Source organism: Microcoleus sp. PH2017_09_SFU_O_A (assembly GCF_020738625.1).
In the GTDB taxonomy this organism is placed as follows: Bacteria; Cyanobacteriota; Cyanobacteriia; order Cyanobacteriales; family Microcoleaceae; genus Microcoleus.
Window position 1 is genome coordinate 1 of sequence record NZ_JAEQCF010000042.1, and the last position, 15,988, is coordinate 15,988.

Genomic DNA, 15,988 nt, shown 5'->3' on the forward strand with positions numbered 1-15,988 from the left:
CAAGGGTATGGCTTTTCTAATTTTGATAATTTTAGAAATCGCGTATTAGCTTGTTTCTTGCATTAGATAAAATTATCACCATAAGTTCTGGAGAGCCTGTCATAGCCAAATTACAAACCTTTTAAGTATTATAGCGGGCGATCGCCAATCAAACGCATCTTAAACGCATATCAAACTCATAGTATTTGAAACCCATACACAGGCTGACTTTCAAGGTTTTGCCCTTTATGATTAAAACATCACCAATCAAAAGGTAGCAATTATGAAAGCTCAACCAAATATGACACCTGCTAAACCTAAATCTCCTAAAATGATTCGTAAAAATACCTCTCCTCAACCTCCCTCTCCTTTCGAGTACGTCTTCGCAACTGTTGTCTGTATTACCTTACTTTCTGGAAGCGTGTCCTTATCGCTTAGTATGGAAGATCGGCTATCTCCGCAACAAATTCGCATTTTTGAGACTTGCAAGGATACTTGGAATATGGGTGTCGGTGCAATTTTCGGACTTTTAGGTAGTAAAGCAGATGATGATGAGTAATCTCTGATGGTTTATTTGCAAAAGTGCGATCGCCCTTAATGTCCAAAAGTGCGATCGCATTTAATCCCTCACCCAATTCCTCAAATTGTCCAATCTTCAAACCTCAAACCCGGTACTCGCTCAAAATCTCGCCGGTTCCGCGTCACCAGAATAGCGTTTTTAGAAAGCGCAATAGCAGCAATCCGCAAATCTTTTGTGCCGATGCGAATCTTTTGACGCACCAAATCTGTATAGCAATTGTAAGCATCGCGATCGAACTTCAACACATTCACACTGTTGAAATACTCTACTCCATCCAGAAATCCCTTATAACCCCAGATTACTCGCTCCGATTGAGAAGATTGGTTGATCGCATTCAACCATCCCCGCATTTGTTCCTCAACGGTAATCACTGTTACTGCAATCTCTTCAGGATTAACCTGACTAACTCGCAGCTTTACCAGCGGATGATCGTTTTGAAAAAGTGTCAAACAATCCGTATCCAGTACCCACAAACTCATTTTACTCCGATCTCCACATCAACTTGTGGGTAATCTGTTCCCATTTCCTCATCAAGGGTGTTGCGATCGGCTTCCATATAAGCAACCACCTCATCAAATAGCGGATTGTCTTTATACATTCCAGCAAACTTCATCCAAGGATGTTCCGGTTTGGGCGGTTGAATTGCCAAAGAAATGAGTTCGGCTTTCTCTAGCCGATCGCCCACAACTAAGCTAATATTGGTAATAACCTCTTCCCGGCTATTACCCTCTGCCTTACATTCTTCCCAACCCAAAGCCATCGCTTGATACTTTCCCTCTGTTTCCTGTTCGATCAGGATTGTCAAAGCTGGGCTATCGGGTTTTTGCTCTTGGATTTCTAGCGAAATGAATTCAGCTTTTTCTAAATGATTCGTCACAAGTTGGCTGAGATTTGCGATCGCCTCTTCGCGAGTATTTCCCTCAGCTTGACATTCAGGTAAACCCAATACCATCGCTTGATATTTTCCCTCTGTTTCCTGTTCGATGACGGCTGTCAATGAAAAGTTAGTTAATTTGTCCGACGACTTCAGTAATATTTTGGTAGTCATAATAGTAAATTCAAGTGAGAATTATATTGTTAATTATATCAACATCTTATATCATTTTCAATAAACCTTTTTGGCACGGGCAAGATGCCCATCCCACAAGAAAATTTACTCTTTGTGGAACAGGCATCTTGCCTGTTCGAGGTGATTGCAAAAAACTACGATAAAATTGACTCTTTGTGGAACAGGCATCTTGCCTGTTCCTAGAACCCCACAAGAAAAATGACTGTTTGTGGAACAGGCATCTTGCCTGTTCCTAACAAAGCCCTACAGACAAATTACGAATCGCGATCGAGCTTAAGCACAGCCATAAAAGCCTCCTGCGGCACATCCACAGTACCCACAGACTTCATCCGCTTCTTACCCTTCGCCTGCTTTTGCAGCAACTTCTTCTTCCGCGAAATATCGCCGCCGTAGCACTTCGCCAACACATCCTTCCGCAAAGCCGGAATATGTTCCGAAGCAATCACCTTAGCGCCAATAGTCGCTTGAATCGGCACCTTAAACTGGTGGCGGGGAATCAACTCCTTCAGTTTTTCCGTCAAGCCGCGGCCAACATTGTAAGCCTTATCCCGGTGCACGATCATCGCCAAAGCATCAACCGGATCGCCATTAATTAAAATGTCCAATTTCACCAACGGATTTTCGCGATAACCGATGATGTGATACTCCATACTTGCATAACCGCGCGATCGCGATTTCATCTGATCGAAAAAGTCCGTCACCACCTCCGCCAAAGGCAACTCATAAACCAACGTAGTCCGCCCCTGACTCAGATACTTCATATCCATAAAAATGCCCCGCCGACTTTGAGACAACTCCATCAGCGCCCCCACATAAGTTTCCGGCGACAGCATTTCTACCCGCACATAAGGTTCCTCAATCTTCTCCCGATATTGAGGATCTGGCAAGTGACTCGGATTGTCAATTGTTAACACTTCTCCCTTAATTGTTGTGACTTGATAAACCACAGAAGGAGCCGTAACAATCAAATCCAAATTGTACTCTCTCTCCAATCTTTCCTGCACAATTTCCATGTGCAGCAAACCCAAGAAACCGCAGCGAAAACCAAATCCCATCGCACTAGAAGTTTCCGGTTCGTAGGAAAGCGCCGCATCGTTGAGTTCCAGTTTTTCCAAAGCTTCCCGCAAGTCAGGAAATTGGTCTGCATCGATCGGGAATAAGCCACAAAAAACCATCGGCTTAGCCTCCGTATAACCAGGCCAAGGCTCCGGTGCAGGCTTTTTGACCAAAGTAATCGTATCCCCGACGCGAGCATCAGCTACCGCCTTAATTGCCGCGCCCAGATAACCCACTTCTCCCGCGTGCAGTTCGTCTACTTGTACTTGCGTCGGTGACAAAATGCCCAATTCATCGATGACATATTCCTTCCCCGAAACCATCAACAAAACCCGATCGCCCTTTTTGACACTTCCGTCCATCACCCGGAAATACACAATTACCCCGCGATAAGCATCGTAATAACTATCAAAAATTAGCGCCCGCAGCGGTTTCTCAACAGTATCCTGCGGCGGCGGCACCAATTCCACGATCGCCTCCAAAATATCATCAATACCAATTCCTTCCTTAGCAGAAGCCTCAATCGCCCCGCTACAGTCCAGACCGATAATTTCTTCAATTTCCCCTTTAACCCGTTCCGGTTCCGCCCCCGGCAGGTCAATTTTATTTAGAACCGGAATAATTTCTAAATTATTTCCCAAGGCAAGGTAGACATTTGCCAAGGTTTGTGCTTCCACGCCTTGAGAAGCGTCTACCACCAGCAGCGCCCCTTCGCAAGCAGCGAGCGATCGCGAAACCTCATAGGAAAAGTCAACGTGTCCGGGAGTGTCGATCAGATTTAGCACGTACTCCTGACCGTCCTTGGCAGTGTAATTCATCCGAGCCGCTTGCAGCTTGATCGTAATGCCACGTTCGCGTTCGAGATCCATATTGTCTAAAAACTGCTCCTTCATTTCCCGTGCCTTCACAGTCCCAGTCGCCTGCAACAGTCGATCGGCCAAAGTCGATTTTCCGTGGTCGATGTGAGCAATAATCGAAAAATTACGAATGCGAGATACAGGAACGTTTGTCATAAAACCTATCGGCAAAAGATTGACTTTTGTTATATTATAAAACTTCATTCAATCTACAGTCATTTATAGTCATTTAGAGACTTAAATAGAATTTAAATTTTTCTCGGTTGTGGGTTGACAAAGCCATTGTATTTATGCTATGTTTTTTAGCCTGCTCCAGCCTAGACGCCCTCCTCAGAAAAAGTTTTGTCTTTGTTCTTTTACAGAAAACTCTGGAACAGTTGAGAAAAAGGCGATCGGCAGCATCCCGCATCAAACGAACAGCCCAGTCCATTTGAGATTAGAGATTTTAGACTTCGGGGTGCACAACAGATTTAGATTTGAGATTGGAGACTGCGGCGTGAGACTTGAGCGAGCGCGAGCATCGAGTTCAAAAAAGGAGAACGATTTTCAACTTACTCCGCAACCGATAAATCTGGGAGATCGAGCAGGGGTCTAAAATTTTGGGCCGAGCACCACGATTGTCGGGCGCTTGTACCCATTTTTGGCGTCAGGTTACTCTACAGAGGCGGATAGCAAACTGAAAAATATTGGTGAGAAGTTGCTAGCGCTTGACAAGAAGCAGATAATTTGGTCAAATGACGGAAGCGGGGCGGCAAGGGTGTAAAAAATACAGGTTTTGAGCCGCTGTGCATCTCTACTAGGGATAAGGCATCACTTCCTTCAAAACACTTCCTTCAAAACAAAAAGGCGTAAATTCCTAGAAGGAATTGAAACTTAAGAATTAAAACTAGGATTTTTTAAGTATGAGCGAGTCAAGTATACACTCCCACAGTTCGTCAGAAAAAGTGGAACTATCTATCCATATAGATTCTGAACTGCTAGACCAAATTAAGCACTTGACAAATGACCCCAGCAAAGTCATTGAAACAGCAATCAAGCAGTGGCTCAGAGGCGAGCGTCGCGAAGACGATCAGGCTATGAGTTTGCGTCGCACCCCTCCTGTCCCGCCCCGCGGCGAATGGAACGACTGAGGTTGTCTCCTGTCTCGCCCTCCTACGGCGCGCACAAATCTGCTGGGCATAAAATTTCTGGGTGTGAAATTTAGATCGTCCGAGCTCCGGCGAGATAACTCCGGCAGATTTCCGGGCGAAATACAGGTGGTTCGGAGCAATATTGGTTAAGTAGAAGGAGCTTTTCTATTGTGACGGCAAAAATGCGATCGCCAGTCCCCGACTTGAGTTTTTGGCAGCCTCAACTTTTGGCGGAATTTTTAAACTCGATAGTTAATATGTGCAGACTACTAATTCCTACATCTTAAGTTGTATTTTTAAATTACCGAAAACTGCTGACAACAAATAGTTTTGAGTTTTGAGTTGAGTTATAAATTAATTTTTGGGGAAATTATTGATAACTAAAAATGCTGTGGTAGAAGTCTAAAAGAGTTCTGAGTTTCGAGTCTCGACCTGTGAATCATTCATTAAAAAGCCAACTACTTTGCAGTCAATTAATATAGCCACCGTGCCCGATCGCGGGGAATTTATTAATTGCTAAAACTAATGCGCTCGATTGCATCTTCCATCTTCAATCTTGCATCTTCCATCTTTTTAGCTTGAGCGACTTATACGGCTTAGCCGAAGGAAGCCGCAAGGGCTTATTCCTTCTTCCTTCTGTTAACCCTTGTCTTGCGCGATCGGGCTCTTCTGTCAACCCAACGACCGGCTTTTCGGGCTCTTCTGTCAACTATCAACTGTCAACTCTCCACTCTTCCTTATTGCTTCTACCATAACTCACATCTTAATTATCAAAACCCAAAACAATTTTGAGTTTTAAATTTTAAATCAAAAACTCAATACTCAAAATCAGAATTACTTTTATCCCCTAATCTGATGGACTCTAACACAGATTTCCGGCGATCGAACCTCGCCTCTACAGCATTTTTTCAAGAGTTAGGGGCAGAATTAGTATTTACCCAAGACGCAAGGGGTCGATATCTGTCTTTTTACTGGCAAAAAGCCGAGGAGTACAACCTCACAGCAGAAGAAATTGTCGTTAGCGAAGCCCTCGAAGAGGATCGCCCCCTTAGCGAAACCCTGCAACCCATCGCCCCTGCACCTTATCTCGAACGCCTGCGGCGGGCGCTCGAAACCCTTGTCCCCCAAAGGTTTAGCTATCCATTTTGCCACGCCGAACAATATTTTCTCTTCGATTTGACAGTCACTCCGGCGATCGACTCCAACGGTAAAGCTACAAAAGTCTTAGTTATGGGCAGGCTGCTGTCGGACAAACCCGTACAATTGTCGGCAGATTCCCCAGAATTCATGGCATATCCAGCTTTGCCATCTTCCTCCGACGCCAGCCAACAAATGCTGTATCCAGCCAGCCTCATCGGTAGACCGCTCACTACCTACTCGGAAATCGATCGCAAAATTATCTCCCAAATCGCTCAAAACCTGCACAGAACACTCGATTTACAGACAATTTGGCAGCAAACAGTTAACAGTTTGGGTGAAGTTTTGAACGCGAGCCGCTGTATCATCTGTTCCTCCAAAAAAGACAGCGAAAACCTCGAAATTTCCCCCTTCCCGATCTCAGAAAATCAGCAAAATTATCCAGATCTAGCAGCAGAATTGCAACACTCAATTGCCAGCGATGGATCGCCCCCGCTGTCTGCCGATCAAATCGAAAATCTCCAATCGAAAACTTTTAAAGTAGTAGCTGAGTACCGCCAAGAACCTTACTCTTCGATGCTGGGATTACAACTGCGCGCAGCCGAACAGCCGGGCTGGATTCAAACTTTAGCCACGTTAAAACCCGTAGCAGTCGATTACGCCTCCCCCATTGTCGATCGCTTCGATCGCCATTCCGTGCTCGTAGCAGCTACCTTCTATGAAGACCAACCCAATGCCCTGATATGTTTGCACCGCTGCGGCAATTCCCCGAAATGGAGTCCTGTCGAACTCGAATTTGCCCGCGAGTTAGTCGCTCAAGTCGGCAGCGCGATCGCCCACGCTACACTTTACCAAGAATTAGAACAAGCCCGTGCCGAAGCCGTCGCCCTTTCCCAACTTAAAAGTCAATTTCTTGCCAATACTTCCCACGAACTCCGCACCCCCCTCAACGGCATCCTCGGTTTCCTGAAACTGGTTCTGGATGGCATGGCAGATGACCCCGAAGAAGCGCACCAATTTATCGAAGAAGCTTATCAATCGGCATTACACTTGTTCAATGTGATTAACGATATTTTGGATATCGCTAAAATCGAAGCTGGCAAAATGGAGTTAGACCTCGCTCCAGTCAAACTCGGCGAACTTTTGCAGCAAGTGGAGAACTTTACACGGGTTCAAGTGCAAGAAAAGCGATTGCAATTTCAAATCCAAACACCAGCCATCGAGGACGAGATTATTTTGTATGCCAACTACCAACGCCTGCTTCAGGTAATTTTGAACCTCACCGGCAATGCAATTAAATTTACCAAGGAAGGCGGAATTCGCATCAGTGCCGAAGTTATTAAGAAAAAAGTAACTGTTAACAACCAGGAGTTACCCGGAATTGTGAAAATCCGAGTTGCCGATACTGGCATTGGGGTTTCTCTAGACAAGCAATATAAATTATTTGAGTCATTTTTTCAGGTGGACGGCGCTCGTACCAGACAATACGGCGGCACTGGTTTGGGATTGGCTATTTCTCAAAAACTGGTAGAAGCCATGGGTGGCACAGTAAATTTTTACAGTATGGGGGAAGGACTCGGCTCGACTGTTACTTTTACTGTGGTGCTTTATCAAGAACCGCTCTTGAAAAATTAATTATTGGTAATTGGTAATTGGTAATTGGTCATCGGTAATTGCTTCAGTTCTGGGTTATCCGAAGAGAGGAACGCTATCCATAAAAGCGATATCCGATCTATGAAAACTTTTGTGGGGTAGGCATCCTGCCCGCCCCAAAGATCAACTCATTTGATTAAAACTCTTGTGGGGTAGGCATCCTGCCCGCCCCAAAGATACAAACTAAATGCAAGACATTGTTTTTACCAGAAAGAATTGGTTGAAAGCCCCAAGTCTTTGAGGGAGAAATTAAAATCAGACTATTCATTACTCCAATCCTCTTCCTTCTAGGTAGAGGTCGCACTATTGAAAGCTTATCCCAAGCGTATTGGATCGTCGCGACGTTCAAGGACGTGGGGAAACGAATCAGTTTCAGGGATTTGACCGATTTAACGGATAGATGTTGAGGCCAGAAGTCCGAGATCAGAAGCCCGAGCAAATCACCAAGAAGCAAAACTTGTCCGCAGGCAAAGGAGGGAATAAGCAAGAAGCAAGAAATAAAAAATAGCTATAGCTGTTCTCAACTTGGGTGTCTCGCCAGTTGTCTTACCACTTACCAATTACCACTTACCACTTACAAATTTGTATATCACTCAGTTGATTATGTCGGGATCGGTGTATCCCTGATTACAAATTCGCGCATAAAAATCATTGATAATTGGTGGTTTTCATAATAACACAGTTATATTGCCCGTCGCAGTATCAAATTTTACCTTGTCCGCCACCAATCTCCCTCCTTCGGTGTTTTCCACTCAGACCGATCGCCCCACCGCTGCCGAACCCACGCAGAATTCGCATCAATGGCATTGGGGGGGGTAGGACAACAGATCATCTCGCTCTGTCTCTTCGCGGCTCACACCTGCGAATAAACCCCCCCAAAAAATCGCTAACCTTACCAGAACTGAATGCCCACCCATAGGACTGATTTAACTTCCACAGCCCTATTGTAAAGTTATATTAAGAAAACTTGACGTTCTTAGTTTTATGTGAGAATTGTAAAGATATTGTAAAGATCCTTGCAATAGATAGTATTTTTTGACTAAGTGTGGGAACATTTAAGTGTAATTACGCAAACCTCTATTTGAACAGTTTGCGTCTGGCAAATTAAGTAAATTTCTGCTGTGTTGGTGGAGTGGTAGACTTTTGCCAGTCTAGTAGAAAGAGGGTTGCTATGAATCAGCAAGTATCAGCTCAATCGCAAAAACTTTTGCTCCAAATTGGCAGAAAGATTCGTCGAACTTTGGATCTCGATACCATTTGGCAACAAACAGTTAACTCTCTCGGACAAACATTAGGTGTCAGCCGTTGCATCATTTGTCCCTATCAAAGTTCTAGCCAGCAAGTCACAGTGGCTGCTGAATACTGCCAAGAACCATTTCTACCAATGCTGGGAGTGAAAATCTCGCTCACGTCAGCACCTCATATTACTCAAGCTCTAGAGACCCTAAAACCGGTGGTAGTAGAATCGTTAGGAGCCGACGATCCTTTTGAACGGCATTCGCTGCTAGTGGTCGCTACCGCTTATCAAGATAAACCTAATGGCATAATTAGCTTGCACCGGTGCGAGGGCGGATTGTCAGGGAATGATGGTAATGCCGATCGACCTTGGACTCAAGACCAGATCGAATTCGCAGAAGAAGTTGCGGATCAAGTCGGAAGTGCGATCGCCCTAGCCACCCTCTACCAAGAGCGCAGCCAGCGAACAAAAGAACTATCCCAGTTTAAAAAAGAGTTTTTGTCAACCGCATCCCACGAGCTGCGAACTCCACTAAATCACATCATCGGCTATCTACAACTAACTGTAGATGATATGGCCGACGATCCAATAGAGGAAAGAGCTTTTATCCAAGAAGCTCACCGTTCGGCTCTCCATCTTTCCAAGGTAATTGGTAATGTCTTAGATTCCATTCAGTCAAGTAAAGCTTGTCAGGCTCACGTAGAGTTAGATGCTTTGAGGAGTCAGCAAAAATCTCTAAACAAGTAAAGATGCAATTCCCGCATTCAAAAACTCGAATATTGATCGGGCACACAAGTCTTCTGCCTGGAAAATGTGACACTTGCATCTATATAGCAATATAGCAATACTAATTTATTTGCTAGTTCTAGAAAAATTTAAATCCTTGTTCAACAAGGAGTCTAGCCAGACAAAAAAGTTTTTATCTTGTGCCAATCCGCTCTGATTGCTATAGATTTTTTCAAGAACTTCGATAGCTGGTTACTAAATTATTTTTAGGTCATTAGGGTTGTGTCTAACACAGCATAGCAAATAATAAAGGTAGAATCAGGGTGTATTTATTATGATATTATGTGGGATCGATCGAATAGCTTTGTAGTGAGGAAGTCCGTACTAATAAAACTCAGAATACCGACTTCCTTACTACAAATCTGCAACGGCTATTTTACCGGAGATGATATCGCCAGCAGAAGATTGCTGCTTCGGACTTTTAGTGTTTTTAACTTATAGCCTTTCTCAAAAAGATGAGGTATGACTGACAGCTTATATAACCGCTTAAACCAAGAGGGCCCAAGCCCAACAACATCCGCGAATCTTTCTGAGAACCGCTATATGCTTGAGGGAATTAGTTATCCCCATCTTTTTTCTTGGTTGGCGGGCGGCTGACATAGCGGGCCCAAAAAGGTTCTTCCATATTTTTCAGGGATGCTAGTTTTTGGCGCTCATCTTCTATGCGCTTGCGTTCTGAAAGGTCAGAAAATATGTTGATACTGCCGACTGTCTCGCCGCCTGCATCTTGTACGGGTGCGGCAAACAGCCAAAGGTCGATCGAACTACCGTCTTTTTTGGGCAAAGACACTTCCAAACCGTTTTCCGGTTTGCCATTACCCGCAGATTTCAGCAGCGCGTAAAAATCTTGCTTTTGTCCTTCAGGAATATTCGGCAATGGTTGACCCAAAACCTCAGCAGCAGTCCAGCCAAAAAGTTCTTCGGCGGCGCGGTTCCAGACAAGGGTGCGGCCGTCATTGTCGGTACAGTTAATCGCCAGCGGCGCCGATGCAATCTGGGCTTGCCAAACTCTGTTAACGAGTTGCAGTTTCAATTCTACTTGCTTGCGATCGGTAATTTCCTGACAAGCGCCCCACAAACGAACAACCCGCCCTTCAGTTTTGTCCCACACGGCTTGCCAGCAGTCCCGCACCCAGCGCACACCACCATTTTTGTTAACAATTCGATACTCATTGACTCCCATACCTCTAGAAGTACAGCCTTCTAATTGTTTAATTAACATTTCCCTATCATCAGGGTGAACGATATCTGAACTCCACCAGCCCGAGGCAGTTAATTCTTCAGGAAGATGACCGCTCACGCGCGCCAAAGCTTCCGTTACCCACTCACAAACAAAGTTACCGTTGGGAAGTGCCTTGAAAGAATAGGCAAAATCCGAAGTAATTTGTGACATAATTTTGTAGTGCCGTTGCGACTCCAGGAGTGCGCTTTCTGCTTGCTTGCGTCCCTCAATTTCCCGGGAAGCAATCAGAATTCCCTGTACGCTAGAATCGTGAAGCAAACTATTGCCGATCGACTCCAAGTAGATCCAAGAACCGTCCGCGTGGCGTTTGCGATATTCAATTGTCGCCCCAACTCCAGGAAATTCTAGCAACTTGCCAAAATATGCCTTCCAACTCAGCAAATCGTCTGGATGGATCAACTCGCCATGAAACTTGCCAATTCTCTCTTCTGGCTTGTAACCCAAAACTCTCTCTAGCGCTGCGCTGTGATATCGGACTCGCCCGTCGGAGCCAACAATAGTAATTATATCTGGAGAATTACGGAGCGCAGCCTGAAGTTTGGCTTCGCTTTTAGTTAATGCTTTATTATCCCGGCGGTGCTGGTTGATTTCTTCGTTCAACTGCTCCTGTAGCTTTCTGAGTTGCGCCGCTTGCTGGGCGACAGTGCGTTCCAAAAGACGATTTAAATTTTCCGCCTCAACTAACTTTGCCGCGTTATTTGTCGCACTTTCAAACTGGCGGCTGGTTGCCATTTCTTGCAAAGAAGTTGACAGAGTTTCCACAGTTTTTATTAAAATTGCCTGTTGGGGAGGTGGTAAATGCTTAACTTGTTCCTGCAACGTTTCTAGGTATTTGTAAATTGTTTCTAGCATTTTATTAATTAGGGAATCTAATAGTTGCCACAGGTGAAAACTCTAAAAAGCGGACAGAAGTTTTTTTTAAGATAACCCATAACTAAGAGTGATGTATGGCGATCGATCGCGATCTTAATCACCAGTCATTGCGTGACTTTATTTTGACATCATAGCAACTGAGACTGAAAGTAATTTTTTGTGGCGGTAAAGTTAATAGCCTAGCGACAGCACCCCATTCGGGAACCTGCGAGAGTCGGCAACCCGCCCCTGCCGTCAATGCAGGGCACAGGAGCGGTTACGCTAAACTAGATGGGTGTAAATAGAAAGAGAGATTTATGACAGAGCCAGCCAACGCTCGCGATTTGTTTCGCGCTGCTTACGAACACCGTTACACCTGGGATGCCAACTTTCCCGGTTACAGCGCCGATATTGAACTCAAGCAAGGCGACGAAGTATATACGGGTCATGTTTCCATTAAACCAGACATGACAGTGGAAGTCAGTGGCATTGCCGATGAGGAAGTAAAGCAGAGCGTTTACACTCAAATGCGCGATATTGTGACTCACCGGAAGCGATCGACATTTGAAAAATCCCACGGCAAAAACAGCTTCACCCTCGGCGAGAAGGACAGTACCGACGCTGTGGATATTTTAGTGCAAGGCGACTCAATGGGCTCGAATTATAAAATCCGAGGTCTGTCAATTTGTCAAGTCAGCCGGGTGATGGGTCGCATGGCTTTCGTCATTGACACGCACAAAAGCTTAGAGACACCCGAAGGTTCTTTGGCTAGTCATTACGATGCCGTTTTTCGCAACCCCGAAACCAACGAAATCACCAGAGAACTGGAATTTGAAGATACCTTTGACAAGATAGGCGACTATTATGTCATGACCAAGCAAGTAGTGCGATCGAAAGAAAAAGGTCAACTGACAACAACCGAGTTTAACTACTCCAACGTCAAACTGCTAGAACCAGCAGTAGTCTAGGGTTATACCCTTTTCGAGTTGCGCGTTGAAGATTAAAGACTTGGCAACGATGGATGACAACCCAGGTGGGGGAATCTCTCCTACAGTTGCAGTCATTCTGGGAAGGATTAATTGCAAAATCCGTTTTGTTGGAGCAAGCGGGTTTTGCGATTAGTGTCTCGGACTCAACTTCATTTAACGGCAAGTAACGGTACGATCGAACTAAGTCAATTGTACGAATAATTTTTGAGGCAAAATATGACAACACTAGCACTAACCAGAGATAACGTCGAAACAGTTCTCGATGAAATGCGCCCCTACCTGATATCAGATGGTGGCAACGTCGAACTGGTAGAAATCGACGGCCCAGTAGTACACCTGAGACTGCAAGGAGCTTGCGGCTCTTGTCCGAGTTCCACAATGACTCTGAGAATGGGCATTGAACGCCGCCTGCGCGAAGCAATCCCTGAAATTTCTGAAGTCGAACAGGTAATGTAATTAGTCAGTTGACAGTTGACAGTTGACAGTTGACAGTTGACTGTTAACGGTTGACTGTTACCTTTTTTCAATTCCTTATATAGCGACAGGTGATTTTAATCCAGAATTTACCAGCCTGAGTGTTAATTCATGACTGTACGGAAATGAAGATAATTCTAGTTGACTGGCTATTAAAGCTTTTACCGCTATTACCAGAAAGAATTGGTTGAAAGCCTGTCCATTTTAAGGAGAAATTAAAACAAGACGATTCATTACTCCAATCATCTTCCTTCTAGATAGAGGCTGCTGTCAACTGTCAACTGAATCCAATCCTCTTCCTTCGAGTTAAAGGTCGCCCTCAAGCGGTCAAATATCAATTGAATGAAAGCCCTAGATACAAAAAGTAGTTTTATGTGCTACTCGATGGTAGTAATGTGTGCAGCATCAACCTGCAATTGAGAAGTTGGAAGCGCTACTTAATAGGGACAATCTGCGCTGTTCATCACCCTAAAGATAGAAGTTAAGCATTCCTGACAAAATTACAAAATACCAATTACAAAATACCAATTACAAAATACCAATTACAAATTATAATTACCCATTACCCATTACCCATTACCAAAATCAATGTCTCACCCCCTTTACGTAGCCTTCATTTGGCACCAACACCAACCCCTCTACAAATCAAGATCGTTCACTAGCGCCGGAGCATCCGAGTATCGACTGCCTTGGGTGCGCTTGCACGGAGTCAAAGATTACTTGGATTTAGTCCTAATTCTGGCAAAATATCCCAAGCTGCATCAAACTGTAAACCTGGTTCCGTCCTTAATTTTGCAGATAGAAGACTGCATCGCCGACAAAGCATTAGACCCTTACTTGGCGGTAACTCTCAAGCCAGCAGAAACTTTAAACATCGCTGAACAAGAGTTCATTTTAGAACACTTCTTTGATGCCAACTACCACACCCTGATTCAGCCGCATCCCCGGTACGCTCAACTCTACACTCAGCGGCAGGAAAAAGGGATTCAATGGTGCTTGGCAAACTGGAAAGTGCAGGATTTTGGTGACTTGCTGGCGTGGCACAATTTAGCTTGGATCGATCCGCTGTTTTGGGATGACCCCGAGATTGCAGGGTGGCTGAAACAAGGACAAAATTTCAATCTGGCCGATCGCAAAAAGATCTATTCAAAACAAAAAGAAATCCTCGCCAGAATCATTCCCCAGCACCGTAAAATGCAAGCTGAGGGACAGTTGGAAGTGTCCACAACCCCCTACACTCACCCGATTTTGCCGCTGCTTGCTGACACAAATGGCGGCCGCATAGCGATTCCTAACATGACTCTGCCAGAACATAGGTTCCAGTGGGCTGAAGATATTCCCAGACATTTGAGAAAATCTTGGGATATGTATCAAGACAGATTTGATTGTAAACCGCGGGGTTTGTGGCCGTCGGAACAGGCAGTTAGCCCGGAAATTTTGCCCTACATTGCTAAACAAGGGTTTAAATGGATTGTCTCGGATGAGGCGGTATTGGGGTGGACAATTAAACACTTTTTTCACCGCGATGGGGCGGGGAATGTTTGCGAACCAGAATTGTTATATCGCCCTTATCGTTTAGAAACTCCTGATGGCGATTTGGCGATCGTATTTAGAGACCACAGGTTGTCTGATTTGATTGGTTTTACCTACGGTTCGATGGAACCGAAGAAGGCAGCGTCGGATTTGGTGGGACACTTGGAGGCGATCGGCAGAACTCTCAAACACCGACAACCCGACGGCCACACATCTTTAGAAAATCCGTGGTTGGTGACGATCGCCCTAGACGGCGAAAATTGCTGGGAATTCTATCCTCAAGATGGCAAACCGTTCTTAGAATCACTCTATCAAACTCTCAGCGACAATCCCGATATCCAATTAGTCACAGTGTCGGAATTTCTCGACAAATTCCCCGCCACCGAAACAATACCCGCCGCCCAACTGCATACCGGTTCCTGGGTAGACGGTTCCCTGACAACTTGGATCGGAGATCCTGCCAAAAATCGCGCTTGGGATTTGTTAGGGGCGGCGAGACAAGTATTGGCAAACCATCCAGAGGCCACGGAAGAAAGCAATCCCGAAGCTTGGGAAGCGCTTTATGCGGCGGAAGGTTCCGACTGGTTCTGGTGGTTTGGCGAAGGCCACACGTCGAATCAAGATGCTATGTTCGATCGGCTATTCCGCGAACACGTAGCAGCAATCTACGAAGCTCTCGGCGAGCCTGTACCCCCGGAAGTGCTGCGACAAGTAGAGGCACACGAGGTTCAAGGCGACCACCAACCGCTGAGCTTTATTCACCCGATTATCGACGGTATCGGCAACGAACAGGATTGGGACAAAGCCGGCCGGATTGAAGTTGGGGGAGCAAGGGGTACGATGCACCGGAGTGCGGCAATTCAGCGGCTTTGGTACGGCGTAGATCACTTGAATTTTTACCTTCGCGCCGACTTCAATGCTGGGGTGCGGCCGGGCATTGATTGCCCGCCGGAGTTAAACTTGTTCTGGTTTTATCCCGATCGCACGATGCACAACAGCTTGATTCCGCTGTCAGGTTTGCCCGATGAAGCACCCATCAACTATCGCTTCCACCATCAGTTAGAGATTAATTTGCTGACGAAATCGATTGGGTTTCACGAAGCAGGAGAGGGCGATGAGTGGCAGCCCCGCCTCAGCCGGGCCCAAGTGGGATTGGATAAATGTTTGGAGATAGCAGTACCCTGGGCGGATTTGCAGATTATGCCCGACTGGCAAATGAGGCTGATTGCGGTTTTATCGTCCGGGGAGCGCTACTCTAGCTGTATGCCGTTCGATTCTTTGATTGGAATTGGAATGCCTTAAAGAGTCATGAGTCATGAGTCCTGGCGTCATTAGTCATCAGTCATTAGTCCGATCGCGTCCGGTCGATCGAGCGCTATAAAATAGGTTTGTAGTCAGGACTTCAGTCCTCTG

At 45.4% G+C, this 15,988-nt stretch carries 12 protein-coding genes; 7 read left to right on the forward strand and 5 right to left on the reverse strand.

What is annotated here, in order from left to right; all coding sequences use genetic code 11:
• Positions 1–262: 262 nt before the first annotated feature.
• A complete protein-coding gene (locus tag JGK16_RS16805; RefSeq protein ID WP_293177044.1) occupies positions 263–538 on the forward strand; it encodes a hypothetical protein in 276 nt (91 codons plus the stop codon).
• An 80-nt stretch (positions 539–618) separates the two neighbouring features.
• Here the strand turns inward: JGK16_RS16805 and JGK16_RS16810 are convergent, their stop codons facing one another.
• From JGK16_RS16810 to lepA, 3 genes are all read right to left on the reverse strand, one after another.
• Complete coding sequence (locus tag JGK16_RS16810) at positions 619–1,038, reverse strand: type II toxin-antitoxin system VapC family toxin (protein WP_293191452.1); 420 nt, start codon at positions 1,036–1,038, stop codon at positions 619–621.
• Complete coding sequence (locus tag JGK16_RS16815) at positions 1,035–1,607, reverse strand: type II toxin-antitoxin system HicB family antitoxin (RefSeq protein WP_293177040.1); 573 nt, start codon at positions 1,605–1,607, stop codon at positions 1,035–1,037. The genes JGK16_RS16810 and JGK16_RS16815 overlap by 4 nt, the downstream gene beginning before the upstream one ends.
• A 275-nt stretch (positions 1,608–1,882) precedes the next feature.
• Positions 1,883–3,697 (reverse strand): translation elongation factor 4, encoded by a 1,815-nt coding sequence (gene lepA, locus JGK16_RS16820; RefSeq protein ID WP_293177038.1) that lies wholly within the window; start codon positions 3,695–3,697, stop codon positions 1,883–1,885.
• Positions 3,698–4,443: 746 nt separating this feature from the next.
• On the opposite strand from lepA, the gene JGK16_RS16825 reads away from it, so the two are divergent.
• Positions 4,444–4,671, forward strand: coding sequence for a type II toxin-antitoxin system CcdA family antitoxin (locus tag JGK16_RS16825; RefSeq protein ID WP_293146178.1), 228 nt, complete (start codon positions 4,444–4,446; stop codon positions 4,669–4,671).
• A gap of 855 nt (positions 4,672–5,526) precedes the next feature.
• Positions 5,527–7,443 carry a GAF domain-containing sensor histidine kinase gene (locus JGK16_RS16830; RefSeq protein ID WP_293177036.1) on the forward strand — a complete coding sequence of 639 codons (1,917 nt, stop codon included), beginning with the start codon at positions 5,527–5,529 and terminating at the stop codon, positions 7,441–7,443.
• Between the two features lie 154 nt (positions 7,444–7,597).
• On the opposite strand, the gene JGK16_RS16835 is transcribed toward JGK16_RS16830, so the two are convergent.
• Complete coding sequence (locus tag JGK16_RS16835) at positions 7,598–7,729, reverse strand: hypothetical protein (protein ID WP_293203287.1); 132 nt, start codon at positions 7,727–7,729, stop codon at positions 7,598–7,600.
• A gap of 903 nt (positions 7,730–8,632) precedes the next feature.
• Here JGK16_RS16835 and JGK16_RS16840 point away from each other — a divergent pair.
• Positions 8,633–9,445: a GAF domain-containing protein gene (locus JGK16_RS16840; RefSeq protein ID WP_293177034.1), complete on the forward strand. Its 813-nt coding sequence runs from the start codon at positions 8,633–8,635 to the stop codon at positions 9,443–9,445.
• Positions 9,446–10,040: 595 nt separating this feature from the next.
• Here JGK16_RS16840 and JGK16_RS16845 read toward each other — a convergent pair.
• Positions 10,041–11,579, reverse strand: a complete 1,539-nt coding sequence (locus tag JGK16_RS16845) for a PAS domain S-box protein (protein ID WP_293191449.1) — start codon at positions 11,577–11,579, stop codon at positions 10,041–10,043.
• A gap of 317 nt (positions 11,580–11,896) precedes the next feature.
• On the opposite strand from JGK16_RS16845, the gene JGK16_RS16850 reads away from it, so the two are divergent.
• The 3 genes from JGK16_RS16850 to JGK16_RS16860 all read left to right on the forward strand — a co-directional run bounded on the left by JGK16_RS16850 (position 11,897) and on the right by JGK16_RS16860 (position 15,877).
• The gene (locus JGK16_RS16850; protein WP_293177030.1) at positions 11,897–12,547 is read left to right on the forward strand and encodes a DUF3386 domain-containing protein; all 651 of its coding nucleotides are present in this window, start codon (positions 11,897–11,899) and stop codon (positions 12,545–12,547) included.
• A 237-nt stretch (positions 12,548–12,784) separates the two neighbouring features.
• Positions 12,785–13,024, forward strand: a complete 240-nt coding sequence (locus JGK16_RS16855) for a NifU family protein (RefSeq protein ID WP_193975189.1) — start codon at positions 12,785–12,787, stop codon at positions 13,022–13,024.
• Between the two features lie 606 nt (positions 13,025–13,630).
• On the forward strand, positions 13,631–15,877 hold the full coding sequence (locus JGK16_RS16860; RefSeq protein ID WP_293191446.1) for a glycoside hydrolase: 2,247 nt from the start codon (positions 13,631–13,633) through the stop codon (positions 15,875–15,877).
• Positions 15,878–15,988 lie beyond the last annotated feature (111 nt).

Bases quoted from the DNA above. Each gene is read 5' to 3' on its own strand.
- lepA (WP_293177038.1), bottom strand. From the start codon at position 3,697: ATGACAAACGTTCCTGTATCTCGCATTCGTAATTTTTCGATTATTGCT.
- JGK16_RS16830 (WP_293177036.1), top strand. From the start codon at position 5,527: ATGGACTCTAACACAGATTTCCGGCGATCGAACCTCGCCTCTACAGCA.
- JGK16_RS16805 (WP_293177044.1), top strand. From the start codon at position 263: ATGAAAGCTCAACCAAATATGACACCTGCTAAACCTAAATCTCCTAAA.
- JGK16_RS16850 (WP_293177030.1), top strand. From the start codon at position 11,897: ATGACAGAGCCAGCCAACGCTCGCGATTTGTTTCGCGCTGCTTACGAA.
- JGK16_RS16825 (WP_293146178.1), top strand. From the start codon at position 4,444: ATGAGCGAGTCAAGTATACACTCCCACAGTTCGTCAGAAAAAGTGGAA.
- JGK16_RS16835 (WP_293203287.1), bottom strand. From the start codon at position 7,729: ATGAATAGTCTGATTTTAATTTCTCCCTCAAAGACTTGGGGCTTTCAA.
- JGK16_RS16840 (WP_293177034.1), top strand. From the start codon at position 8,633: ATGAATCAGCAAGTATCAGCTCAATCGCAAAAACTTTTGCTCCAAATT.
- JGK16_RS16810 (WP_293191452.1), bottom strand. From the start codon at position 1,038: ATGAGTTTGTGGGTACTGGATACGGATTGTTTGACACTTTTTCAAAAC.
- JGK16_RS16860 (WP_293191446.1), top strand. From the start codon at position 13,631: ATGTCTCACCCCCTTTACGTAGCCTTCATTTGGCACCAACACCAACCC.
- JGK16_RS16845 (WP_293191449.1), bottom strand. From the start codon at position 11,579: ATGCTAGAAACAATTTACAAATACCTAGAAACGTTGCAGGAACAAGTT.
- JGK16_RS16855 (WP_193975189.1), top strand. From the start codon at position 12,785: ATGACAACACTAGCACTAACCAGAGATAACGTCGAAACAGTTCTCGAT.
- JGK16_RS16815 (WP_293177040.1), bottom strand. From the start codon at position 1,607: ATGACTACCAAAATATTACTGAAGTCGTCGGACAAATTAACTAACTTT.